This is a genomic window from Sulfurisphaera javensis, from assembly GCF_041154675.1.
GTDB classification, from domain to species: domain Archaea; phylum Thermoproteota; class Thermoprotei_A; order Sulfolobales; family Sulfolobaceae; genus Sulfurisphaera; species Sulfurisphaera javensis.
The window spans coordinates 423,751-446,970 of sequence record NZ_AP031322.1 but is presented as its reverse complement, the minus strand read 5'-3'; the positions used below and the strand labels follow the sequence as shown (position 1 = coordinate 446,970).

Genomic DNA, 23,220 nt, shown 5'->3' with positions numbered 1-23,220 from the left:
ATATTAAACTATTTAGTTATACTCTCATATATTTCTTCAACTTTTTGAAGTATTTGAGTGGCAGTATATCCTTTGCTAATTGCATAAATCGAAGATCCTCCTGCACCAACGCCTTCCTTTACATAACCTCTCTCGTAAACTTTTAAACCCTCAAACCTTGAGTTACTAAAATCTAACCATGCCGCTAATATGGGAATGCCTATATCTTTTGCTAAAGAGAGAATATCAGAGGAAGGATCATTAATTATCCATTTAGTTGTTCCTATGACTATGTTCTTTAGTTTTTCTTTATCAAATTCTTTAATAATTGCTGCTGCAGCTGTCATTTGAGTTCCTCCAGCTAGCATTATTTTTCCCTTAAATCCAAGTGCTATTCCTGCAACTCCCAATAGCATGGGGTCGGATAATTTAGCTAACTTTAATAACAGTTCTGAAGGAAGATCTTTTATTGCTTCTAAAACAACTCTACGTTTAAGATCTTTAGGGTTTTCTGGTGATGCAGAACTTACTTTATCTAATGCATCATAACCTAAGCCCACTAACACTGCCATAGCTGTAGTCGTACCAGCAGGTATAGATTCCCCAATTATTAAGAAATCAAAAGCATTTGATAATTCTTCTCCTAAAGTTATTCCATTTTTAATTAATCTATCGGCAGTTTCTCTCTCCATACTACCTCTTCTAATATCTTTTCCTGGCTCACCGCCAAGATCAATAAAAGGCAAATTTGGCTTTACTCTACTACCAGCATTAACCACAAATTTAGGTATCTTGACTAGTTCTAATGAGGCTCTAGATATTATTGCTGGAGTAGGTATACCAGTAGGAGTAACTGGAACAGTATTTATTACGAAACATTTCCCCTTTATAAGAAACTCTGCATCTGCTGCAGGAGTAAAATGAGTTAATTCCGGTGTAGCACCAGCAACGGTTATTCCAGGGATTAAACTTACATCTGTTGTAGCTATAACTAAAACAAACGCAGTTTTAGCGTTACTAGGTATAAAGAAATCTCCGTTAAATGTTTTTATGTCCATCGGGGGTAATTTTATACTCTTTATTTTAAAGTTGAAATGTGTGTTTTGGGACCATTATAGATTAATTGAACAAGGAACAAAGGTTAATCTTGATGAGTTTTTAAGCAATGAGGAATTAAAAAAGAAGGTCAAAAAGGGAATTAAAGGTCTTTATACTGACGTAATGGCATTAGTTGAAAGATGTGTAAATAAGAAAGGAGAGGAGGCAATATGGGAGTTAGCTAAACTAAAGATAATAAGTCCTAATATTGTTCAAGAACTCATAGATGTGATAGAATTAGTTAATAAAATTGATGAAATTGATGATAGTATAATTTATAGCATGTTAGTTAGAATTATGGAAGATTTAGAAGAACTTTATATAAGTATATCTTCACGTTGCTAACTTCTTAATCCTATCTATAGTTATTTTTATTTCGTCTTCTGTATTATAAAAATGAGTAGAAATTCTAATGCCATCTCCTCTAGGTGATACTACTATTTTGTTCTTTAACAGTTCTTTACTTATATATTTAGGTTCTTTCACTTTGATTACTATAATACCGGCTTTCTTGTTTTTTGGTGTAATTACTTCTAATCCATTTTCCTCTGCATATTTTATAGTATAATCAGATAAATATTGTATTCGGCTGAATATTTCTTCTTTATGTTGTGTAATGATTTCGCATGATTTTGCTAAAGCTAAATTTGCTGCAACATCTATTGTACCTATTTCAAATCTTCTAGGTCCGTTCTCTAAGATAAACTTTTCAGCATTAAATTCCAAATAAGTTGATGAAGATTTCCAACCGTAAAATGGCGGATCTGGTAATAAACCTTTCTTAACGTACATAAAGCCTGAACCTTGAGGACTCATCAACCACTTATATCCTCCAGCTACAGCGAAGTCAATGTCTGTTTTCCTAACGTCAATATCAGTTGCACCGGCACTTTGTATAATATCAACAAGCATATATGCTCCCATTGATTTTGCTTCCTTTGAAATTCTTTTTAGATCAACTTTTATTCCAGTATTGAAACTTACATGGCTTATTGCAATTAATCTAGTCCTATTATCTAATGCAGAAAGAATATCATCCTCGAAATTTTCTATTCTAGGTTTTACTAACTTTACATTAACTCCTTTGTTTTTTAACTTTAAAAAAGGATATGTAACTGCAGGAAATTCTAAACTATCAGTAACTATATTATCTCCTTCTTTCAAATCTAGTCCATGAGCAACAATATTAATTCCAAAACTAGTATTTGGTATGAATGAAATTGTATCTGGATCTGCATTTATAAGTCTTCCAACTTTCTCCCTCAGATGATAAAAATCATCATTTTCTTCATTATTCACTGGTAAAGAACCATACTTAGCAACGTCAAGTAGATATCTTAGACTCTCATAAAGGACAGGCAAAGGAGTTGGTGATATGGCTGCATGATTTAAATATATATATTCATTAACTACAGGAACTAGACTTCTGAATTCTTCATGAAATTGCATTTTTTATCTCCTTTACAACTTCTGGGTCTTCAAGTATTGAAGGGTCAAATTCTTTTCCAAGTAGTATATCTCTCAGTATCCTTCTCACTGTTTTTCCACTTCTTGACTTAGGTAATCTTTCAACTAAATATACGTCATGAATAACGTAAATAGGGCCTAAAGCTTCAACTATTTTCTTCTTTATTTCTTCCTTGTTCACATTACCTACTACAAATATAGCTAACTTTTCTCCTCTGATTTCATCTGGAATACCAACAACTGCTACATCTTTTACCCCATCTATTTTTGAAATTACACTCTCTACTTCTCCGCTAGTTATTCTATGTCCCGCTACTTTTATCATGTCATCAGATCTTCCTACAATTTTAATATAAGTGCCATCAAATATTGCTAAATCGCCCGTGTCATGATATCCAAATTTATCGAAGTATTCTAAAAACTTCTTCTCGTTGTTTAATATTCCTATAAATTGTGTTGGGAAAGGAGATTTAGCAATTAAATATCCGGGATTATTCCTTATAGGTTTACCATTATCATCCAAGGTATCTAGTACTGCTCCGGGTAAAGGAACTCCTGCATAGCCTATTTTAGGTTCTACTCCTTCTAATGCATAAGGAATTCCTACGACATAGCCTAACTCACTTTGACCATAAACGTCAGTAACTTTATCAGCAATTTTTAGTGCATATTCCCAACTTTTCTCATCAAAAATTTCTCCAGCAGTTGCAATATATTCTACCTTTGGTAGTCTTATATCGTACTTCATAAGGAGTCTAATTAAGGTAGGAGATGTAAATAATACTTTTGGTTGTTCCTCTTCAATTATTTTAATCAACCTATCTTTAGGATAATCTGGTGCTCCTTCCAAAAAGATAAAAGTTGAACCATGAAGTAATGTACCATACATGATCCTAGAAAATGTTATCCAGCCTACATCTGTTGTAGTTAATACTTTATCTCCGGGTTTTAAATCAAATAGTAGATCAAAAACTGTATAATCTCCAACCATCCAGGCTCCGTGAGATAAAATAACACCTTTAGGTTTTCCTGTGGTGCCAGACGTATACATGACTTTGAGAGGTTCATTAGCTTCAACTTCAATAGGGGGAATAATCTCAGAATCTAAGTGCTTTCTTATTTCCTCTTCGTCATTTTTTCTATCAAAAATTATATCCCCTTGAATAAGAAGAGGTATTTCTTTTCCTCTTCTAAATGTTTTAGTAGAACTTATTATTATATCTGGTTTAAAATCATCTAATCTTGATTTTATTGCATCTATTCCTAGACCAGCAAAAATAAGACTGTAGATTGCACCTATTCTTGCAGATCCTAAAATTGAAGCTATTGTTAAAATTGAATTGGGAGAATATATTGCTACTCTATTTCCTTTATATATTCCTTTTTTTAGTAACAAATTTGAAATAGAACTACTTAGCCTCTTTAGTTCATCAAAAGATAGTTCTATTCTTTTTTCGTTTTCTCCATACCATATTAATGCAGTACCCTGGTGAGTATCAATGGCATTATAAGCTATATTAGTTTTTCCATTTACAAACCATTTTGCAATATATCTATCTTTTTGTATTGTTTTGTTCCACTCAGAAAACCAATACAATCTTTTTGCGTATTGATTCCAGTATTCTTCCGGCTTTTCAATGGAGAATTGGTAAAGGCTGAAATAATCCATACTATTCTATCACTATTTTAGGCATTTCCCATTTATTAGATTTAAATACTTCATAAGGAACACTAAATCCATGAGCAAATGTGAGCTCTTTTGTTGAAACAATTATATCTCCTTCATTAATTTCTTTGGTTAAATTCACTAAATTTTGCTTATCTACATGATATTCAGATATGTAAGTTCCATCATCTAGTTCTATCGTCCACATTAAGTAAGGTGAAGTAATAAAGTAATTTCCTCTTACTGTAACTAAGTAATCTAAATTTCCTAGTGTATACATAAATCCTTTAACGTAATTCTTTATGTGAGTGTAGTGAAGATCTCTCATAAATGGTGAATAGGGGTTCACTTGGATTTTTACTAATAAATCTACATCTTGTTTATGTAAATTTACTAATGTATCCAAAGGAAATGAAACATAAACTGATTTATTATCACAAATCCATCTCTTATTACTAAAATCTTAACATTCTTCATCATTTATATATCTATAATATTTCTTTATATAAAGAATCTCGCATTCAGAACCGATTCTTTCAAATAAGGTATCAAGGTTCTCTTTATAGTATTTATAATTTGAAGTATTCGTATAGAACATTAATAAAAACTTGTTTTCTTCTAAGTCTCCTCTAAAAAGACTTGCTAGAGGTCCCATAAGACTTTTAGCTGTTTCATATTTTAACGAGGTTTTTTTGCACCATATAACAGCTTTATTTAATCCTATTCTTTCCATCTCGATAAGCGGAAAAATAGACAATTTATGAAATAATAGAAGATCTTTAAATAATTTTTGTATTTTTGAGATAGGTATATCTGTGACATATGAAATGTAATGTAAATTTCCTCCTACTCTTTTTATCTTCTTAATTATTTTCCTTTTAAAGTTATCATCTTCCATTATAAAGTACTTAACAAAGAAAATAAATAAGCTTATATAGAATATATAAAAATAAAATAACATAATTTCAAAGATTGAAGGGTTTGAATTATATTTATTTTTCTAGTTAAGAATATATACAATGTAATCAGGGTTTTTTATCTATATACTCCTAGTTATAATTTTATTTCCACAATAAGGACATATAGAAACATATTTGGTAAATTTCTTCCCACATCCAGTACAAACATACTCATATATCTTCTTATTCTTTATTTTGATATTGAGTTTAACAGATTTGTATTCAATACCTAAATTTAGTAATAAATTCTGTAGCATCAAATCATCAGTAAAAACCAGGCTAGGTTTTAATTCATAAGCAAGAGATGCAACACTTAAATCTGTTGCAGATAGCTTTAATGCCAATGATCTTTTAGCTACGTCTTTAACTATACTGTAGCTCTTCTCCTGTGGTTCCATAATAATAACTTTACCAGCATAAATTGCGAGATCTAGCAACTCACGTGATTTGAGATCTTTTACCTCATTTACAACAAATGAAGTAGTGTAAATTTTGTTGTAGTAATTTTGTAAACCAGCAAGAAACCCAGCCGTATCAAAGATTATATTATGAGAGTAATCCATCAAACTCTATTAGGTTAAAGAATCTTAATATTTTTGCTTTCTTTTCAGATATTGATATAAGAAGTTCCTCATCTTCTCTGCTTATTAAATTACCTACTGTTTCACCATCACTAATTACTCTAACGTTTTGAACTCTTCCCTTATCTTCTAGTTTAACTTTTATCTTCTCGTTTTGAGGAATTATTATAGCTTTAATACTTGGAAGTATAGCATTTACGAACGTTATTTCAATTCCATTTATGTCCTTGTGAAGTAATACTCTTGTAGCTGAATAACTCCATGCCCAGCTTCCCTGGGGGGTAGAAACCATAATTCCATCTCCTTCAAAGAGTATTTTCCTTTCTTTTATAGATACACTGCCGTAAACCGTTTCTGGGTTATTGAATAGTATAGCAATTTCATTAAACGCTATTGTATTTATATTATTACTTTTTGCTTCTAACATTGAATATTCTTCTACTACATATTTATTTTTGGAAAGTAAATCTAACGCTTCCTTTATATTTTCTGGTCTAATATCTAACAATGCAGATCTTCTTCCAAATTTTACTCCGATAACTGGTAAACCCTCCTTTACTGCCCTTAAAAGAGTTCCATCACCACCAATTACAATGATTGCATCTGCGTCATTTTCACTTATTTTAAAACCTAAATCCTCAGCTAGGTTTTTAACATACTTACTAAACTCAATTGCATCTGGTGAGTTTTTTGTAAATATTTTTAATTTCATTTGTACTTTCTCCTCTATTCCGTTAAAATAGTTACAGATAAGGTAAATATTTTACTTTCGTTTATTAACTCTATCTCGCCTACATGGTTTAATAACCTTATTTTGTAGACTTTTTGTTTTATTCCATTATATTTTATGGTTAGCCAAGGATTTACCCCAGAAACAATTATAGTCGCTTTACCATTAAGATTGATTTTAACGATTTCACTAGGCTTTAAAATTATGATTTTTTGCGAGGGGTTATTGCCAACATAGTCTATTCCAGCTCTTATTACTTTTCTATAATATCTAAACCACATATTTATTAATAATATAAAACCAAGGAAATAAATTGTAATGATAAATATGAAGAGGCTCATTATTTGTCCGATATAAACATAGACATTAAGGTTTAAATAGTATAAGCAAAAGGTGATTATGGGGAATTATTTTGACAGAATACGATATAGTAATAATAGGAGGAGGTCCAGTAGGGCTATATGCGACTTTTTATGCAGGATTAAGAGATATGAAAGCATTATTAATAGATGCACAAGACGAGTTAGGTGGCCAATTAGTTACTTTATATCCAGAAAAAATGGTATACGATGTAGGTGGATTTCCGGGAATACTTGCATATGAATTAGCACAACAACTAGTTGAACAGGCTAAGATGTTCTCTCCAGATATTAGAATAAAAGAATGGGCGGATATGATAGAGAGAACATCCGATAATATGTGGATGGTAAAAACTGATAAGGGTAATACATTCAAAACTAAAACTATTTTAATAGCTGCAGGAATAGGAAGAATGACTCCTTCAAGGTTAGGAGCTAAAGGAGAGATAGAATATGAAAATAAAGGAGTCTACTATACTGTAAGAAGGAAAAAAGACTTTGAAGGTAAAAGAGTATTGATAGTAGGAGGAGGAGATGCAGCAGTAGATTGGGCATTAACTTTAGCTCCCGTGGCAAAATCTGTAACATTAATTCATAGAAGGGATCAGTTTAGAGCACATGAAAGAAGTGTAAAACAGCTATTTCAAGTTGCAACAGTGTATACATGGCACGAATTAAAAGAAGTAAAAGGAGACGGTAATAGAGTGACTCAAGCGGTAATATTTGATAATAGGACTAAAGATGAAAAAGTGTTAGATGTAGATGCTGTTATAATAAGTATTGGTTTTAAAGGAGATTTAGGCAATATGCCAAAATGGGGTATGAACATGAAAGGGAGAGATATTATTGTTAATGCTAGGATGGAAACCAATCTGCCTGGAGTATATGCAGCTGGAGATATTGCATCTCAAGAAGGTGCACCAAAATTAGCATTAATAGCAGTAGGTTTTGGGCAAGCTGCAATAGCTATTAGCGTAGCTAAAAAGTATGTTGATCCAAACGCTTCCTTATTCGCTGGTCATAGCTCTGAAATGGATAAGTTCAAGAAATGATATGTGTAAAAATAGATAAAAATAAAATAATAGAAGAAATTAGGTATTTTCTTTCTAATATTTCTTCTATATTTACAGACGGAAAAAATATTTATATAGAACTAAATGATAAAATAGAGGATCTTGAAAATAAAGGATATGAAATTGTTAATTGTGACAAAATAAAGAAAAGGACTCCTAAATTAAGTGATATATTTGAAGGGATAAGGAGTTTTTATCTGCTTGGAGATATTTTACTAATTTCCCCAAAAAAGGAAATTGACAAGCAACTCTTGGGACAAGTAATCTTAAGAGTAAATCCTAGAGTGAAAAGTATTTTCGTGAGGAAAAAAGTTAAAGGAGAATTAAGAATAAATGAACTAGAGTTTATTAGTGGAGAATATAAAACAACCACTGTATATCGTGAAAATGGTATTAATTTCTACGTTGATATAAGTAAAGTCTATGTTAATCCTAGCTTATCAGCAGAAAGAAAAAATCTTTCGGACGAAATTGAATGTAAAGGAATAATTTTGGATGCTTTTTGTGGCTATGGTGCATTTACTCTCTATTTATTAAAGAAGTGTAGTTATGTAGTAGCTGGTGACTTAAACTTAGATGGACTTTATATGTTAAAAAAATCCTTATCATTAAACAAGTTGCCAGGGTATGTAGACATAGTGCAATATGATGCTTTCTTTCTCCCTTTTAGAGATAAGGCATTTTATTTAGTTATAGCAGATAATCCAACAGTGATAAGTAGTTTTAAAGAAGAACTATGTAGGGTTAGTGACCATGAAGTATTATTTTATGTACTTGCCAAAGACGAAAAAGAAGCTAAAGAAAAATTAGGTGGATATAGATGGATACCTATTAATGACTATTCTAAGGATCTCAGAATCTTTAAGGGATTTGTCAGATGCAATAATGAAAGCATTTAGTTCTGTCTTTTCATTTCTCATTTTATCTAAAATTTCTCTTTTAATATCTCTGGCTGATTTATCAGCTTTTATCATAATTGTTGCATCTGAAATGTAAGTAGATTTTCGAAGTATTATCTTGTTTTCGTCAATTAAGCTCAATTTTTCATCTCCATATCCATGAATAATATCAAATAAGTTGTCTACTTTTATTACAACATAAACATAAGAATTGCTTTTAATCATAAGTTTGACCTCTGAAGAAAGGTCAAATGCTCCTTTATTTGCCTTTATTCCTATTATGCAGTCCCCTCTTGGTGTTAAATAATCATCTTTAGTTATTTCTAATGTTGTCTTATGAGTACCTCTAACATTTGGATGCCCATAAGCTTTAATTAAATCAATTGCTATCATCTTCCTTAGCTAATATAAATGTAAAACCTCTAACTTCAATAAGTTTAGCTTCAGCCAATTCAGCTATTTTTCTAGCAAATTCTCTTCTATCATCTACGTCAATACCTATTTTTACTTTAACTACTTTGTGTGATTTTAAACGTTTTTTAATTTCATTAATGACTTCATCCGTAACTCCTTTCTTTCCTATTCTAACATCAGCATGATTAGCTTTTGCTTTTTTTATGAGTTGTTTGATATTGTAATTTATATCTTCTTGTCCAGCCACAATATAAACAAGTTCTTACTAAGACTTTATTTTTTATTCTTCTTCTTTCTGTCAATCCTACAATGAGTGGGGTAAAACACTTCCGACAGAACAGTCTTTTATATTCCAATGGTATTTTAAATTTTATTTTCCTAGAATAAAGTATAGCAAGCTTAATATACATCCTAGCCAGTTCAACATCGTTATTTTTTGCTAATTCAATAGCAAGCCTTATGAGCTGTATCGCTCTTTTCTTGTAAATCTTCACATTTTTTACTTTTGCCATTATCCATTATTACTGTGAAAATTAACCTTATATTGCTTGACTCCTCCCTAGAGCTTGTACCAAAAGAGATAATATCTCATCCAGCTGTTATCAGAAATGCTAAAAAGAGAAATAAAAAGGCAGAACATACTCTTCTTGATATATCATTACATTACCACGCTATGAAAGATTTACCTAATAGAGAAAAAAGAGGAAGACCAGACATCGTACATTTAGCAATGTTAATGTTTTTAACAGAACAAGCTCCAATAAAAGGAGATTTTTATATTCACACTATAGATAGTAAACTCATATATGTTAACAATGAAATGAGGCCTCCAAAAAACTACAATAGATTTGTTGGTTTAGCAGAACAACTTTTAGTTTATGGTAAAGTCCCTTTGAATAGTAATGAAAGTTTAATGAAAGTATTAGACATTAGATTAAAGGATTTAAAACAAAAATACAAATTAGGAGTACTTAGTGAAGGCGGAAAAAGAGTAAAGCCAGAAGAGCTATGTAATTTAGGTGAAAAATGGTTGCTTGGAATTGGAGCCTTTCCTCATGGTGATTTTTCTGAAGAAGTTAAGGAAGTAGCAGATGAATATTTCTCTATAAGCAATTATAAATTAGAGACTCATCAAGTCATTTGTAGACTTATTTCCTCCTGTCTTCAACAGCTAGGTTGGCCTTAGCTTTAACTAATATTATACCGCCAGGAGAAGGAGTTATTGATAATATATTAAATCCGTATTCTTCAAGTATTTTCTTAAGTATATGGGCAGCACAAGTAGTTGACTCTAATCCGAATCCAGTTCCCGTAATTCTAAAATCTATGGAATCTCCGTTTTGTTTTACTGAAATATCCTTTATCGGCAACATCTCTTTAATTTTATCATATATATCTAAAAGTTCACTAAGAGTTGACGCTTTTGTTTTTAAATAAGAGGCTACTTGCATTCCCGTTGTTTCACAAATTTCTATTGCTTTCTTTTGATCGCTCTCATATGCTATTTTAATTAAATTTTCAAGGTACCATACGGTAACTGGAACTATTTCTAAGTCTCTAATTATCCTATAATATTCTACTAATGATACTAAAGTTTCAGAATTTCCACCTTCTTTTAGTATTTCAGCTACAGCTTTTAATGCAAGATTAGTAATAGCATATAAAGTATAACCCTTTTTCTTAGCCTCTTGCTCAAGTTCATCTAATATATCTGAGTCTGCTGCAATATTCACTCTCGGCAAATTTACACCACAAAATACTATTAAAAAATGAATGTTAAATAGCTTATCTTTCCTAATTTATAAAAAATCAATGATGTGGAGTGAAGGCTATTATATCAAATATTACGAAAAGTATTAGAAGGATCACAAAACCTCCTAAGTACCAGTTATCATATTTAAATAAAGCTTTAATTAAATCGCCGAAAGAGTTAATTTCATATTCTTGACTTTTCTTCTCAGCCATAATTTTCACCTAACTAAAAATACTTATTTTTATCATTAATAAATTTATTGTCCAATATCTTATAAAAACTCCATTAAACTCTGTGAGCTTTGTAAAGTTAATTAATCTTTAGCCCAATAAACTTATGTGGACTTTGCTGAAATAGTAAAAATACTTAGAATCATAGGTCCTAATATTAGACTTTTATCAGTATTAACTAAACACGATGAGAAACTTTTATTTAATTTTCTGAAAAAAGTTCCATATTTAGAATTTACACCGATAACTAAAATAACTTCGTTGTCTATTAAGGAAGATGGTAAGATAAGAAGAAGTATAAAAAATAACAAAGGAGTTTCTATTCAAGGAAATCTTAAAGTCAAGGAGATAAGAAATTTTTCAGGGGTCGCTGAGGCTTTTAATATTCTAACAGATGATTGGGATTTATCATTAGATAAACGAGGTAACTATGTAAGTATTCTACCAGATGAATTTGCGAGACATGAAACAGTTTCTACTCTTAAATATCTATCTTTAAAAGAACCATTAGCGAGCATGGTGAGATCTTCTGTTATAAAAGGTTTTATTGTTGATTATGGTAAAAGGGATTTTTATGTAGACGTGTTAACTTATGATTTAGGAGTAATTGAGGTCTTAGAGTACATTCCTTTTATCCGATATGAATACGTTTTAATAAATGAGGAGGACTTACCACTTTATTTAGTAGAACTATTTGTACCTGAAAGATACTTTAAAGTTGTTATCAAAACAGTAAAGGAAATATGTGAAGCAAATAAATGTCAAATAATTGTCGCAACAGATAGCTTCTTCTCTTCAAAAAGGATTATATGATATCTATATTCTTCACTTTAGGTAAAATTCCTCTTTCTGCTGTTAAATTATAAAATATTTCCATACCTCTTTTAACATCTTCTAAAGGCACATTATATTCTTGTATATCAGCCCATATTGTTTTCCTTATTATTTCTTCGTCTATATTTTCTTTATGTGCTTCTCTCATTATTTCAGCATCCTTCTTTATTATCTCATCTATGTGCTTTTCTGCATATCTTTTACTTTTCTCATATGCTTCCTTAAACTTTAAGGCCACGTCTTTTCCTAAATCTTTATTAATTACCACTGTTCCCATAGGCATAGGTACATTTCCAGCCAAGTTTTTCCACATCTCCCACATGCTAGTTATCTTATGAACTTTAACTCCTAATTTCTCTAGTGCATACATCATCTTTAGTTCATGAACAGCTACTAATGCATCACCTTCTTTTCCTAAAGCTTTTATTTCATCTAATACTTTCTTTACGATAACTAGTTTATTGTACTTACCTATTAGGAGTTTATATAAAGTAAATGCAGTGGTATTATGACCATGTACTATTATCCTTGAATTCTTTAAGTCTTCTATAGAAAGGGGAGATATAGAAATTATTGGCATCCCTGTTATTCCATCTATTGCTGATGCTATTGCATTTCCTAGTATGTAGTAATCATCTTGAATATAAGGGTACATAGCAGCAGATGGAACTGCGACATCAACCTCTTTCTTTAACACTTTTTCATTAGTATCTTGGACTGTAGAAATCACTTCAAATTCTAGATTAATACCTTCCGGTTTTATTATACCTTCAATTAATGGAATAAAAGGGTACAAATCACCAGAATCTGCTAATGGGCCAACTTTTATTGTTACCATACTAAAGTGTATATTGCGTGATAATAAAAATGTTTGTTGCAGTAGGGTCAACAAATAGGGCAAAAGTAGAAGCCGTAAAGGAGGCATTGAAAATTATTGGAATAAAGGCCGAGGTGATAAGTGTTAATGTAGACTCTAATGTTTCGTCTCAACCTTTTTGTCACGAGACTTTTGTAGGAGCAAAAAACCGTGCTTATAACGCGTTAAAGCTTGCTAATGCTGATATAGGTATAGGTATTGAAGGAGGAATTTGTATTTATGAACAACGATATATGGCTTTTGCTGTAGTCTATGCTGCAAATAAGGAAGGGAAAGAAAACTTTTCCTTTTCTATGGCTTTTTCCTTACCTTCTATCATGGTAAAACATATTCTTGAAGGAAAAGAATTAGGAGAAGCTACTGATTTAATTTTTTCCACAAAAGGAAGCAAACAACATGAGGGTGCTATTGGCTACTTAACAAAAGTTATTACAAGGAAAGATCTTTATGTTCAACCAGTTATTGCAGCACTTTATCCATTTTATAACAAGATAGAGTAATTATCTTCCAGAAAGCCTTAAGAAGAGTTGTCCAATTTCTGGTAACTTTACTGTTTCGTGTTCATTCGGTCTAGGTATTGAGGCTAAGAATATTCCGTACTGTTCTCTAAGCTTATTCTCTTTTGGTTCTCCATACGGGGAGAATAATATGAAGTCTTCTACTTTATTTATAATTTCTTTAACGAAGTTGTCCACAGCTTTATATATTTCACATTTGTTCACTTTCCCATCATTTAATAGTAATCTATCAATGGCATTTACACTAGCTATAACTGGATATTCGTCTATGTACTCAAAGACAGCTTCCTTTACTTTGCCTAATTCTTCTTCTACAGAAATTGAACTATCATAGGGCAGTTTTACTACTCCATAAGTAGGATTAGTAACAGGTATATTTATTAAAACAGCATCAGTCATTTTGGCTAATTTAAGATCTGGTATTGCAGTCAGAAACTGATCAGTTTTTACATAATCCATTTGTAGAACACTTAACCATGCTGGTGTAGGATGATAATTTAAATTATTATTTAGTACAACTCCTCTAAAAGTACTACTAAATAGCATTAGTAAAAATCTAGGATTACATTTCATAAAACTTGAGTAACTTAAACCTGGTATCCCTAAAAGGATAGGCTTCAACTTACTCACCTAATAAGTTCTTTATTCTAATCTCTATTTCTTCTCTTGGAACTGCTCCAATTATTTCATCTACTGGTTCACCATCTTTAAAGAATATAACTGTAGGTAAGCTCATAACGCCATATCTAGCGGCAATATCTGGATTTTCATCACTATTTAATTTCCCAAATCCTACTTGTGGATAATCTTCTGCAAGTTCTTCAATTACTGGAGCTAAAATTAGACAAGGAGCACACCATTCCGCCCAAAAATCCACTACTGCTATTTTATGGGATGCCAAGAAAGAATCAAAGTTCTTGCTATCCAAATGAACTACTTCTCCTTTAGGTTTTTGTGTTATTAGTTTTTTTGCTTTCTCCTCTAATAGCTTTTCTAATTCGGGGTCTTTTTCAGTTGTCATACTAATTTTATCTTTACTCGTTGTTTAAAAAGTTTATTTTATCTTATGTTTTATAAATAATTTATGGCTGATTTGACTATTATTGGATCGGGAATAACGGGGTTATTAATTTCAAGTCTTTATAAAGGGAATAGTGAAATATATGAAGAAGTTAAGAATATTGAAAACCTTAATTCTAATGCTAGTCTTTGGACCATTATACCCCCTTTATGTGGCAAGTATATGGAAGAATGTTTAGACTCAATTAAATTTTATGAAGATATTAGTAAGAGATATGGCGTATATAGTAAAATAACTTATACTCTTACTGATCAGAAACTAAATGGTACACTATTAAGTGAAGACGAATTACATGAATTAGAACCGAATATAAGGTTAAATGGTGAGATAAGAAAAATAGAAAATAGTTTCTTCATAGAAGGGGAAGAATTGATCAAAAAATTAGTTTCAACAAATAACGTATTTTTAGGAAAGAAAGTTATTTCATTAGAAGTAGAAAATGAAGAAGTTAAATATATAAGATTTAGCTCAAATGAGAGAGTATCAGTAGAAAGGCTTATTATTGCTGGAGGATACTGGATAAATGAACTTTATCCAATTAATTTAAATCCTTTTAAAGGTCATCTTATTGTGACATCAACTAACTATTCATTAAATGGAATTATTCATTATAAGGGCAAAATTATAGTAAAAGGTGAGAATAATTTGTACATAAACGGGGACTCAAATAAGGATGCTTCGTTAGAAATAAATTACAACATAGTAAGAGATCATTTAAATATCGTATCTAGAATTATTCCAATTAGTAAAAATGTAAAGATTAGAGTAGGTATTCGAAGTGTATCAAATGATGGCGAGCCTATTATAAAAAAGGTATTTAAAAATACTATTATAGTCTCTGGTTTTAGGTTTGGTTTTGCATTAGCTCCTTTTCTAGCTAGGGAAGCTTTAAAAATAATTGAGGGGATGTAAATGGACATTAGGATCTTATATTCTATTTCTGATGCTGTAGGAAGGACAATAAAAAAACTTGGATATAAATTTGAAGAAATAAACGAAGATGTAATCGATTTTAAGTATGAAAAAGGAGATGTAATTGTAATTTTTTCTAGGCATGAGAGTTCGTCTAAAATCCCATCATTAACTGTTCATTATCCCGGAAATCCTAGTGACAAAACAATGGGAGGAGAACCAAGAAAACTAGCAATTGCATTTCCTTCTCTTTTAACTTCAATTTTTAGGGAAATAAAACAGATTGATATTAATATAGAAAAAACTATAGAAGCAACACATCATGGTCCTACTTATCAGAATATTCCCATTATTTTTGTAGAAGTAGGGAGTTCAGAAGAATATTGGGAAAACGAAAATATAGTTAATAAGCTTGTTAAAGCTACATTAAAAGGAATAGATAACTTGGATAAGATAGAATGTGAAAGGAGAATAGTAGGTTTCGGTGGAACTCATTATACTCCATATTTTTCTAAACTGGCTGACAAGAGTTGCATAGGTCATATTATCTCTAAATATTACATTACAGATTTAACTGAGAATGTAATTCTGCAGACTATCGAAAAAACAGCAGAGAAAATTGATACAGTAATATTTGATAATGTGAACTTGAAAATAAGAGAGAAGATAATCGGAGTTTTATCTAGGTATAAATTACAGTTTCAATCTCGATAATAACTCACTTGTGATAATTGGCGCGCCTATTGATAAAATCTTACACTTATATATATCTTTGCAATTAACAAGAGTTATACTTGCATTAGGAATATGAATTCCCCAAGCTGAGATATCATCAAGATCTAAAATATAAGCTAAAAATGCTCTAATTGGATCAAAATGACTTACAGCTATTATTGTATTACCTTCATTAAGTATACTTTCGACAAAGTTTACCATTCTTCTCTTTAAAGAATCCCATGGTTCTACTCCTTTAACATTAATCTCCTTTCTTGCTATTTTTAATTTCCAGTGATCTAATTGGTCAATTTTTGTGTTATTTAATTCACCCAATTGTCTTTCTCTTAATCTTTCATCAATTATTGGAATAATATTAAGGACTTCCCCTATTATCATAGCTGTTTGATATGCTCTAAGAACTGGGCTACTGTATATCTTATCTGGATTAAGTTTTTTTAATTCATTAGCAGTATTAAGAGCTTGTCTTCTTCCTTCATCAGTTAATGGATAAGCGTTCAACTCATCAGATAGAATTCTATTTACATTAGAAATTGACTGCCCATGTCTTATGAAAGCTATTAATGTCATCATATCTTTTTTGCGTTAAATCTTAATATTATTATCGTAAGAAAGATTTTTCAACTATAAATACAGTATAAATAATATGGATCTGACAGTAGGTATTATAGGAAATAAAGTTGTCCATGTAATTAAAGAAAATGACAGTATTAAGGATGCAGCCGAAGAAATGAAAAAGCATAATTTAGGTGCACTTGTAGTTATAGATGAGACTGGAAAAGTCACTGGAATTATAACTGAAAGGGACTTGGTTAAAGTTGTAGCTGATGGAAAAATAGATGCAAAAGTAAAAGATTACATGACAAAAAATGTTATTGGCGTAACAGAAGAAACTCCAGTTACCGATGCTTTAGATGTTATGTTAGATCATGGTTTTAGACATTTACCAATAATTGGTAAAGATGGAAAGGTTATAGGAATAGTTTCAATTAGAGATTTATCGAAAGCTATTTTAGATCCTCACTTCTTTCAATTTAAAAAAGGGGCTGAAGAAGTAAAGGGCACTGGATATATTTGTCCAGTATGTGGTATGGAAATAGATGAATATGGATACTGCGGTTGCGGAGCTGGTTCTGGTTAATTAATAAATTAGACATTATAATGTTCTTAGTTTTTTGTAAATAGATTTAAGTACTTAGAATTCGGTTTTTAAATTAATGATAATATTCTATGCAATAGGTGAAAGAGACAGAGCAAAAGAGTTGGTTAAGATAATAACGAAGACTAGATGGAAGACAGTATCTAAACATGCAATAAAAATTTCTAGTTCGTCTATAGGCGCTTCCGTAGTTATATTTAAACCAACAAAAGCTAGTTTAGCTGTAGCTTTGTGGTTAAAACAAAAAGCAGAAGAATTAGGAATGGTTGCCTTAGTAGGTTGGTTTACTGAAATTACAAAAGTTCCTCTAGATGTTGAAGAGGCTGTAAAAACAGATTTAAATAAACTGCTTATGAAACAACTTGATGTGCCATGGTCACCGGAACTGTCTCATTAGTTAGTTGCACCATTTCATCACTCTTTGTTATGATAATGTAATCTACTACTCCATTTAAATATTTTAGTAATTTTTCAAATCTTCTTTGGTCAAATGTCATAAATGATTCGTCAACGATGAAGTATGGTGTCTTAAAGTATTCTTTTAATGCTACAAGAACTAATATGAGGGCAACAGTTGTCCTTTCTGAAGAAGATAATTTTCTAATTTCTAGTTGAGCTCCTTTTCTCTTGATAATAAGCCTATAATTATTATCTATCTCAGCGGTAAAATCAAATTCTAGTTCTCTAAGTAATGAGGTGGCCATTTCTGTGAATCTTTCTCTTATTACAGTAAGTCTTCTAATATACTCTCTTTGTAACTCATCTATTTGCTTAGATAAATCTTCTATTTGATTTTGTATTGAAGTAATTTCTTCAAGAATCTTACTAGATACACCTAAGGTTTGTAACTGATATTCTAAATCTCCTCTTTTCTTCCTTAGTTCATTTAACTTCTTATCTATTTCGCTCTCAGTTGTCTCCATAGAGTAAGAAGTAGTTATTTCATTTATCTTTTCTTCTAATTCTTTAATTTGTTTTTCTAGCTCAGCTACTTGGTGTTGAAGGGTTTCTATATTTGCTTCTAAGTTTTCTTTTTGTGTCATCTTTTCAGTTAGTAACTTTTCAGCTTTATCTATTTCATTAAGTTTAGCTTCTAACTCATTTTTCTTTGATAGATATGTATTTAGTTCACTCACTATTTCATTTTTAGCTCTACTTGTTTCCTCTATTTCTTTTAATATAATATCAATTCTAGTTTTCCAGATTGAAGGATCTACTTTGCTTCCACAAACATGGCATGTGGATGCATGCGCTTTCTCTGCTTCTTTAACTTCATCTAATACTCGGTTTAACACACCTAATTCTATTTCAATATTATTACGCTTAGAAGTTAAATCTTGAAGTTTCTTATTAATTTCGCTTAATTCATTTTTAATTTTCTCTTTGAGCTCAGGATTAGCTCTTTGCTTTAAATCTTCTATTTCTTTTTCTATTTTTTCTAATCTAGCTTTATAATTTTTAAGATCTTTTTGCCTAGCATCTACTCTGGCTTTAAGTTCAGCTAATCTATTTTGTCTAGTCAGTATTATAGTCTGCGTTGTATTTATTTCAGCGGTTTTCTTCTCTCTTTCCAGTTTTTTAATTTCCTCGTCTACTCTTTCAAGTTCCCTAGTTATTTCCTTTATCTCTTGATACTTTTTATTTAGATCTTCATGTCGAGCTTTTAATTCATTTAATTTTTTCTCTAAATCCTCTTTTTTAGTTTTTAATTCTTGTACTTTTGATGTTTTAGATATGAACCATTCTACGTTTTCATCTCCTGTTATAATTCTAGCTAATAGTTGATTCTCTGGGGAGAAATAAGAAAGTAATAGTGCTCTATCATCGTCCATTATTAAGTTCTTTTCTTCTTCTATTCTATTCTTAACTCTGTGAAATCTTCTATAATAAAGTTTTCCATCCAATTCTACTTCCACATAGCCTTCATCACTAAATACGTTTAAGAGATCTGCAGGGGTTATTGATGAGGTTAGCAATGAAATTAATGCCTTTGTAAGAGAAGTTTTTCCATAGGCGTTAGGTGCTTTATATAACGTTAGTCCTTTTTCCATATACAAAGTTAGTTCTCTAGTTATTCCTCCTATATTTGATACTCTTATCTTCATTGATTGCTTTTTATTTTTATACCTTAAAAATATTATGCCTACATATTACATATACTATAGAAATAATCATAAATTAGAGGTTAAAAAGTATAAACTGAATTTACTACAAAATTTTTAACTAGACATATTAGTCTAGCCATAAGGATAAAATTTCTTTTAAAGATTATTTAATCAAATGAGAAAGGTAATATTTGATACAGACACAGCAAGTGATGATGCAATAGCCTTAATGCTAGCATTAGATTTTTTTGAAGTTGTAGGTGTTACAATAGTAGCAGGAAACGTGAAATACGAAAATGAGGTTAATAACGCACTATTTACTTTGGAGTATTTAGGTAAATCAGATATTCCAGTCTTTTTAGGTGCGAGAAGGCCTATATTAGGTCAATGGAGGACTGTAGAAGAGGTACATGGTAAAAACGGATTTGGAGATTGGGAATATCCTAAATCGTCAAAAAAACCTGAAAGTGAATTTGCTGTGGATGCAATAATTAGACTTTCTAAGGAATATAATGGAGAGTTAGAGATTTTGGCCGTTTCTCCTCTAACTAATATAGCGTTAGCCTATCTAAAAGATTCTCATATTGCAAATAGAATTAAAAAAATATGGGTAATGGGAGGAGCTTTTTCTAGAGGAAATACAACAGAATTAGCAGAATTTAACTTCTGGGTAGACCCAGAGGCAGTAGACATTATTCTTAATGCTGGCTTTAACATTACTATTGTGCCTTGGGAGGTTGCTGAAGAGACAGCAACTATAACTGATGAGGAATGGGATAAGATAGAAAAAATTAGAAGTAAAAGATCGGAATTTTTTATAAGAGTAAATCGTACACTAAGAGAATATTCTAAGTCAGTAGGATCAAAAGGAAGTGTTCATCCCGACTCTCTTACAGTAACTATTGCCTATGATAACTCATTAATAGCTGAAAAGATAAATAAATATGTAACAGTAGATCTATGTTCTAAATCTAGAGGTGCAATGCTAATAGACTGGTATAATTTAAAGAAAAGCAAACCTAATGCTGAAATAGTAACTAAGGTAGACTCATTAAAGTTTAAGAAGTACTTGTTTGAGGCTCTTTCAAAAGCTTAGAGCATTCAGCAATAGCTACTATATTTAATGTTTTAACATGAATTCCGTTTTTTTCTAGTTCGTCATATAGGAATTTCAGATCTACATTCGAAATATCTATTATTTCATTTGTGTCCTGACAATACACATTTACATGTAAATCTCTCTTTATTTCGTACCAAGTAATCCCATTAATTTCAAATGAGTTAAGTATTCCAGCTTCTGCTAATGAGTTAAGAGTATTATAAACTGTAGAAAGGCTTATGCTAGGTTCTGTTTTCTTTAATTCATTATATATTTGCTCACCGCTAAAGTGTCCTCCTTTATAAAGCATTCTAAGTATTGACAATCTTTGTGGGGTTACTTTTAGTCCATGGCTTCTTAATAGATTAGCTAGTTCTACTTCCATCAAGTAATAACTATTATAACAAAACCATTTAAAATTTCCTTTAAACTACTTGTTTTTTAATAGCATAAAAGATAAAAATAAAATGAGAAAGTATAATATATGAAAGTTCTAGTTGATATAGCTATTGAACCTCTGGGAACCTCATCTACAAGTATTTCAAAATATATTAGGAAGGTGTTAGAAATATTAGATAAGAAAGGTATAAAGTATTATCCCGCTCCTTCAATGACAACGATAGAATTAGACGATTTAACACAACTTGGATATTTACTTAAAGAAATTAATGATGAGCTAGAAAAAATGGGAGTAAAAAGAGTGGTAACTTTATTAAAAATAGACGATAGACGAGATAAAGAAAATAGTATAGATCATAAACTAGAAGTAATTAAAAAGTAGAAGTGTATAGTTTTAACTCTAGTAAGTATTTTCGAACTTTTTCATCAGCAAGAGCTTTAACTATATCAGTGGTTGTAACAATTCCCTTAACTTCTCCATTAGCACTAACGATAGGTATTCCTTTTACCTTTCTATTAGCCATTAACTTGGCAGCATAACTCAAGTCCTCGTTTTCGTCCATAACTACAATAGTTGGTGTCATAACTTCTTTAACTTTTATTTTTATATCCTTTATTTTCAAGACAGGAGCTAAATATAATAGATCAGTAGTTGTTATAGTACCTAATATTTTTCCTTCATCTTCTACTATTAATCTTCCGACATTCTTATCTAGAAGTATTTTTATTGCTTCATCTAGTGTCGAATTCTTATTGACTGAGATAGGATTTTTGCTCATATACTCATTAACTTTATGAATACCTTTAACCAGTGAAGCATAATACTGTGCTAGATCACTTTTAATAATCATTCCCAAAAGTTTACCACTATCTGTAGTAACTACTAACAATGGAGCTTTCTTTTCTATCATAATTTGTGATGCTTCTAATGGTTCAATTGAGTTATTTACTGTTATAATATCTTTTCTCATTACTTCTGAAACATAAACGTTATCTAAGTCTCTTTCCCCCATTTTATAAATAAAATTAAGTACATCTTTTTGAGATAAAGAACCCAAAGGAACTTCATTTTCATCTGCTACTACAAGCTTTGGTACGTATTCCATTGTCATAATCTTTATTGCATGTAATAAACTATCATGTGGTCTCACTATTATAGGCTCTCTAATTATACTCATCAATTTAGTATACAAAATTTAAGTACATAAAAGCTTAGTTTATTATTTGATGGAAAAGTTTAGAGAAATTTTAATAGACATTACCTTATCTTCACACATTCCTAATTACCGGGATTTGCTTTTTGAAGGAAAGAAGAAGAGAGATTTATGTGCATATTATGATGGCAATTACTGTAAGAAATTTAAAGTTACAAATACTAACGTTCCGGCAAATTGGATAAGTAACAATAGAATGAATCCTCATCCAATAATATGTTATATTTGTCCTTATTTTTCAATAAGATTTGAGGAAAAAGAGATAGTTTTAGATTTATTTGACATTTTATTATACTATGAAGAACTCAGAGAGACGATAGAAAGAGAATTAAATTTTATTGAAAATAAAATGATTGGAATAAATTTTCCTTTATCCCTTAGGAGAAGAAGAGACGATCTAATTGCTCTTCTCAATGATGTATCTACTAAAATAAAAGTATTAAAGGAATTATTAAAAACATTTAAATAATGGAGATTTTTACTGATCCAATTGGTTATAAAAAATGGTATGAACTTCATGAAAAGATTTACGAGTCAGAAAGGAATTTAGTTTCTCAATTTAAACCCACTAATTGCTTAGATATTGGTTCTGGTCCAGGAATATTTCATGAAGTGTTTTCTGGTAGAATAATTTCTCTTGATATATCGATTTTTATGCTTAAGCAATTAGGTGAAAATGAAGATAAGATATTAGCTGACGCTCATTATCTTCCCATTAGAGACAAATCACTTGAATGTGCTTTTATCTCAGTTACTATATGTTTTCTCAGTAATATAGAAGATTTTTATAAGGAGATAAGTAGAGTTTTGAAGGGTAGAGTCATAACTTGTTTTGTACCTCGTGATTCACCATGGGGAGAGCATTATTATGAATTAGGATTAAAAGGTCATAAGTATTATTCTTATGCTAATTTTATAAAGAAAAAAGAACTATATGATATATTAAAGAAATATTTTGAAATAGTTAAGGTAAAATCTACATTGTTTATAACACCATCTGAGGGTGAAAAAGTAGATAAAATAGAGGACAATGATAATGGTTCTTTTGTGTGTATCGAAGCTAAAGCAAAATAGCGGCC

At 30.6% G+C, this 23,220-nt stretch carries 34 protein-coding genes; 14 read left to right on the top strand and 20 right to left on the bottom strand.

Features of this window, described 5'->3' with window-relative positions; genetic code table 11:
• Positions 1-8: 8 nt before the first annotated feature.
• Positions 9-1,037: a nicotinate mononucleotide-dependent phosphoribosyltransferase CobT gene (cobT, locus tag ACAM25_RS02425; protein WP_369610757.1), complete on the bottom strand. Its 1,029-nt coding sequence runs from the start codon at positions 1,035-1,037 to the stop codon at positions 9-11.
• A gap of 40 nt (positions 1,038-1,077) precedes the next feature.
• Between cobT and ACAM25_RS02420 the strand changes: the two genes are divergently transcribed.
• A complete protein-coding gene (locus ACAM25_RS02420) occupies positions 1,078-1,422 on the top strand; it encodes a hypothetical protein (protein WP_369610756.1) in 345 nt (114 codons plus the stop codon).
• Here the strand turns inward: ACAM25_RS02420 and ACAM25_RS02415 are convergent.
• The 7 genes from ACAM25_RS02415 to ACAM25_RS02385 all read right to left on the bottom strand — a co-directional run bounded on the left by ACAM25_RS02415 (position 1,411) and on the right by ACAM25_RS02385 (position 6,821).
• The gene (locus ACAM25_RS02415) at positions 1,411-2,526 is read right to left on the bottom strand and encodes an aminotransferase class V-fold PLP-dependent enzyme (protein WP_369610755.1); all 1,116 of its coding nucleotides are present in this window, start codon (positions 2,524-2,526) and stop codon (positions 1,411-1,413) included. The genes ACAM25_RS02420 and ACAM25_RS02415 overlap by 12 nt on opposite strands.
• A complete protein-coding gene (locus ACAM25_RS02410; RefSeq protein ID WP_369610754.1) occupies positions 2,513-4,213 on the bottom strand; it encodes an AMP-binding protein in 1,701 nt (566 codons plus the stop codon). Before ACAM25_RS02410 ends, ACAM25_RS02415 begins: the two co-directional genes overlap by 14 nt.
• A 1-nt stretch (position 4,214) precedes the next feature.
• On the bottom strand, positions 4,215-4,616 hold the full coding sequence (locus ACAM25_RS02405; protein WP_369610753.1) for a hypothetical protein: 402 nt from the start codon (positions 4,614-4,616) through the stop codon (positions 4,215-4,217).
• A 57-nt stretch (positions 4,617-4,673) separates the two neighbouring features.
• Complete coding sequence (locus ACAM25_RS02400; RefSeq protein ID WP_369610752.1) at positions 4,674-5,108, bottom strand: hypothetical protein; 435 nt, start codon at positions 5,106-5,108, stop codon at positions 4,674-4,676.
• Positions 5,109-5,249: 141 nt separating this feature from the next.
• Positions 5,250-5,732 (bottom strand): NOB1 family endonuclease, encoded by a 483-nt coding sequence (locus tag ACAM25_RS02395; RefSeq protein ID WP_369610751.1) that lies wholly within the window; start codon positions 5,730-5,732, stop codon positions 5,250-5,252.
• Entirely contained in the window at positions 5,716-6,480 is a 765-nt protein-coding gene (locus ACAM25_RS02390; protein WP_369611585.1) for an NAD(+)/NADH kinase, read from the bottom strand. The genes ACAM25_RS02395 and ACAM25_RS02390 overlap by 17 nt, the downstream gene beginning before the upstream one ends.
• Positions 6,477-6,821: a hypothetical protein gene (locus ACAM25_RS02385; protein ID WP_369610750.1), complete on the bottom strand. Its 345-nt coding sequence runs from the start codon at positions 6,819-6,821 to the stop codon at positions 6,477-6,479. The genes ACAM25_RS02390 and ACAM25_RS02385 overlap by 4 nt, the downstream gene beginning before the upstream one ends.
• 71 nt (positions 6,822-6,892) lie before the next feature.
• Here ACAM25_RS02385 and ACAM25_RS02380 point away from each other — a divergent pair, with 71 nt between their 5' ends.
• Positions 6,893-7,891, top strand: coding sequence for an NAD(P)/FAD-dependent oxidoreductase (locus ACAM25_RS02380; RefSeq protein WP_369610749.1), 999 nt, complete (start codon positions 6,893-6,895; stop codon positions 7,889-7,891).
• Positions 7,888-8,811, top strand: coding sequence for a class I SAM-dependent methyltransferase family protein (locus tag ACAM25_RS02375; protein ID WP_369610748.1), 924 nt, complete (start codon positions 7,888-7,890; stop codon positions 8,809-8,811). Before ACAM25_RS02380 ends, ACAM25_RS02375 begins: the two co-directional genes overlap by 4 nt.
• On the opposite strand, the gene ACAM25_RS02370 is transcribed toward ACAM25_RS02375, so the two are convergent.
• The 3 genes from ACAM25_RS02370 to ACAM25_RS02360 are packed head-to-tail and all read right to left on the bottom strand — an operon-like array spanning position 8,719 to position 9,737.
• Positions 8,719-9,204: a DUF371 domain-containing protein gene (locus ACAM25_RS02370; protein WP_369610747.1), complete on the bottom strand. Its 486-nt coding sequence runs from the start codon at positions 9,202-9,204 to the stop codon at positions 8,719-8,721. The two genes, ACAM25_RS02375 and ACAM25_RS02370, sit on opposite strands and share 93 nt — an antisense overlap.
• Positions 9,191-9,472: a YhbY family RNA-binding protein gene (locus tag ACAM25_RS02365; protein ID WP_369610746.1), complete on the bottom strand. Its 282-nt coding sequence runs from the start codon at positions 9,470-9,472 to the stop codon at positions 9,191-9,193. Before ACAM25_RS02365 ends, ACAM25_RS02370 begins: the two co-directional genes overlap by 14 nt.
• A complete protein-coding gene (locus tag ACAM25_RS02360) occupies positions 9,411-9,737 on the bottom strand; it encodes a ribonuclease P protein component 4 (RefSeq protein WP_369610745.1) in 327 nt (108 codons plus the stop codon). The genes ACAM25_RS02365 and ACAM25_RS02360 overlap by 62 nt, the downstream gene beginning before the upstream one ends.
• Positions 9,738-9,751: 14 nt before the next feature.
• Between ACAM25_RS02360 and ACAM25_RS02355 the strand changes: the two genes are divergently transcribed.
• A complete protein-coding gene (locus tag ACAM25_RS02355) occupies positions 9,752-10,411 on the top strand; it encodes a 16S rRNA methyltransferase (protein ID WP_369610744.1) in 660 nt (219 codons plus the stop codon).
• Here the strand turns inward: ACAM25_RS02355 and ACAM25_RS02350 are convergent.
• Entirely contained in the window at positions 10,374-10,967 is a 594-nt protein-coding gene (locus ACAM25_RS02350; RefSeq protein WP_369610743.1) for a hypothetical protein, read from the bottom strand. The genes ACAM25_RS02355 and ACAM25_RS02350 overlap by 38 nt on opposite strands.
• Before the next feature lie 67 nt (positions 10,968-11,034).
• Entirely contained in the window at positions 11,035-11,190 is a 156-nt protein-coding gene (locus ACAM25_RS02345; RefSeq protein WP_369610742.1) for a hypothetical protein, read from the bottom strand.
• Positions 11,191-11,316: 126 nt separating this feature from the next.
• On the opposite strand from ACAM25_RS02345, the gene ACAM25_RS02340 reads away from it, so the two are divergent.
• Positions 11,317-12,021, top strand: coding sequence for a hypothetical protein (locus ACAM25_RS02340; RefSeq protein ID WP_369610741.1), 705 nt, complete (start codon positions 11,317-11,319; stop codon positions 12,019-12,021).
• On the opposite strand, the gene ACAM25_RS02335 is transcribed toward ACAM25_RS02340, so the two are convergent.
• Positions 12,014-12,880 (bottom strand): menaquinone biosynthesis family protein, encoded by an 867-nt coding sequence (locus tag ACAM25_RS02335; protein WP_369610740.1) that lies wholly within the window; start codon positions 12,878-12,880, stop codon positions 12,014-12,016. The genes ACAM25_RS02340 and ACAM25_RS02335 overlap by 8 nt on opposite strands.
• A gap of 29 nt (positions 12,881-12,909) precedes the next feature.
• On the opposite strand from ACAM25_RS02335, the gene yjjX reads away from it, so the two are divergent.
• The gene (gene yjjX, locus ACAM25_RS02330) at positions 12,910-13,419 is read left to right on the top strand and encodes an inosine/xanthosine triphosphatase (RefSeq protein ID WP_369611584.1); all 510 of its coding nucleotides are present in this window, start codon (positions 12,910-12,912) and stop codon (positions 13,417-13,419) included.
• On the opposite strand, the gene ACAM25_RS02325 is transcribed toward yjjX, so the two are convergent.
• Both ACAM25_RS02325 and trxA read right to left on the bottom strand, forming a co-directional pair.
• Positions 13,420-14,058, bottom strand: coding sequence for a hypothetical protein (locus ACAM25_RS02325; protein WP_369610739.1), 639 nt, complete (start codon positions 14,056-14,058; stop codon positions 13,420-13,422).
• A 1-nt stretch (position 14,059) separates the two neighbouring features.
• Complete coding sequence (gene trxA, locus ACAM25_RS02320) at positions 14,060-14,458, bottom strand: thioredoxin (protein WP_369610738.1); 399 nt, start codon at positions 14,456-14,458, stop codon at positions 14,060-14,062.
• Positions 14,459-14,521: 63 nt separating this feature from the next.
• Between trxA and ACAM25_RS02315 the strand changes: the two genes are divergently transcribed.
• Together ACAM25_RS02315 and ACAM25_RS02310 are read left to right on the top strand one after the other, a co-directional pair.
• Positions 14,522-15,430, top strand: a complete 909-nt coding sequence (locus tag ACAM25_RS02315; protein WP_369610737.1) for an FAD-dependent oxidoreductase — start codon at positions 14,522-14,524, stop codon at positions 15,428-15,430.
• Positions 15,431-16,144 carry a D-aminoacyl-tRNA deacylase gene (locus tag ACAM25_RS02310; RefSeq protein ID WP_369610736.1) on the top strand — a complete coding sequence of 238 codons (714 nt, stop codon included), beginning with the start codon at positions 15,431-15,433 and terminating at the stop codon, positions 16,142-16,144.
• Here the strand turns inward: ACAM25_RS02310 and ACAM25_RS02305 are convergent.
• Positions 16,124-16,735, bottom strand: coding sequence for a 2,3-diphosphoglycerate-dependent phosphoglycerate mutase (locus ACAM25_RS02305; protein ID WP_369610735.1), 612 nt, complete (start codon positions 16,733-16,735; stop codon positions 16,124-16,126). The two genes, ACAM25_RS02310 and ACAM25_RS02305, sit on opposite strands and share 21 nt — an antisense overlap.
• Positions 16,736-16,811: 76 nt before the next feature.
• On the opposite strand from ACAM25_RS02305, the gene ACAM25_RS02300 reads away from it, so the two are divergent.
• Both ACAM25_RS02300 and ACAM25_RS02295 read left to right on the top strand, forming a co-directional pair.
• Positions 16,812-17,306: a CBS domain-containing protein gene (locus ACAM25_RS02300; RefSeq protein WP_369610734.1), complete on the top strand. Its 495-nt coding sequence runs from the start codon at positions 16,812-16,814 to the stop codon at positions 17,304-17,306.
• Positions 17,307-17,382: 76 nt separating this feature from the next.
• Entirely contained in the window at positions 17,383-17,721 is a 339-nt protein-coding gene (locus ACAM25_RS02295; RefSeq protein WP_369610733.1) for a hypothetical protein, read from the top strand.
• Here the strand turns inward: ACAM25_RS02295 and ACAM25_RS02290 are convergent.
• Entirely contained in the window at positions 17,675-19,429 is a 1,755-nt protein-coding gene (locus ACAM25_RS02290; RefSeq protein WP_369610732.1) for an archaea-specific SMC-related protein, read from the bottom strand. The two genes, ACAM25_RS02295 and ACAM25_RS02290, sit on opposite strands and share 47 nt — an antisense overlap.
• A 175-nt stretch (positions 19,430-19,604) precedes the next feature.
• On the opposite strand from ACAM25_RS02290, the gene ACAM25_RS02285 reads away from it, so the two are divergent.
• Positions 19,605-20,525 (top strand): nucleoside hydrolase, encoded by a 921-nt coding sequence (locus ACAM25_RS02285; RefSeq protein ID WP_369610731.1) that lies wholly within the window; start codon positions 19,605-19,607, stop codon positions 20,523-20,525.
• On the opposite strand, the gene ACAM25_RS02280 is transcribed toward ACAM25_RS02285, so the two are convergent.
• Positions 20,488-20,913 (bottom strand): Fur family transcriptional regulator, encoded by a 426-nt coding sequence (locus tag ACAM25_RS02280; protein ID WP_369610730.1) that lies wholly within the window; start codon positions 20,911-20,913, stop codon positions 20,488-20,490. The two genes, ACAM25_RS02285 and ACAM25_RS02280, sit on opposite strands and share 38 nt — an antisense overlap.
• A gap of 99 nt (positions 20,914-21,012) precedes the next feature.
• Between ACAM25_RS02280 and ACAM25_RS02275 the strand changes: the two genes are divergently transcribed.
• Positions 21,013-21,309, top strand: a complete 297-nt coding sequence (locus ACAM25_RS02275) for an MTH1187 family thiamine-binding protein (RefSeq protein ID WP_369610729.1) — start codon at positions 21,013-21,015, stop codon at positions 21,307-21,309.
• On the opposite strand, the gene ACAM25_RS02270 is transcribed toward ACAM25_RS02275, so the two are convergent.
• Positions 21,299-22,105 (bottom strand): CBS domain-containing protein, encoded by an 807-nt coding sequence (locus ACAM25_RS02270; protein WP_369610728.1) that lies wholly within the window; start codon positions 22,103-22,105, stop codon positions 21,299-21,301. The genes ACAM25_RS02275 and ACAM25_RS02270 overlap by 11 nt on opposite strands.
• Before the next feature lie 49 nt (positions 22,106-22,154).
• Here ACAM25_RS02270 and ACAM25_RS02265 point away from each other — a divergent pair, with 49 nt between their 5' ends.
• A complete protein-coding gene (locus tag ACAM25_RS02265) occupies positions 22,155-22,610 on the top strand; it encodes a hypothetical protein (protein ID WP_369610727.1) in 456 nt (151 codons plus the stop codon).
• The gene (locus ACAM25_RS02260; RefSeq protein ID WP_369610726.1) at positions 22,610-23,215 is read left to right on the top strand and encodes a class I SAM-dependent methyltransferase; all 606 of its coding nucleotides are present in this window, start codon (positions 22,610-22,612) and stop codon (positions 23,213-23,215) included. Before ACAM25_RS02265 ends, ACAM25_RS02260 begins: the two co-directional genes overlap by 1 nt.
• Positions 23,216-23,220: the final 5 nt, after the last annotated feature.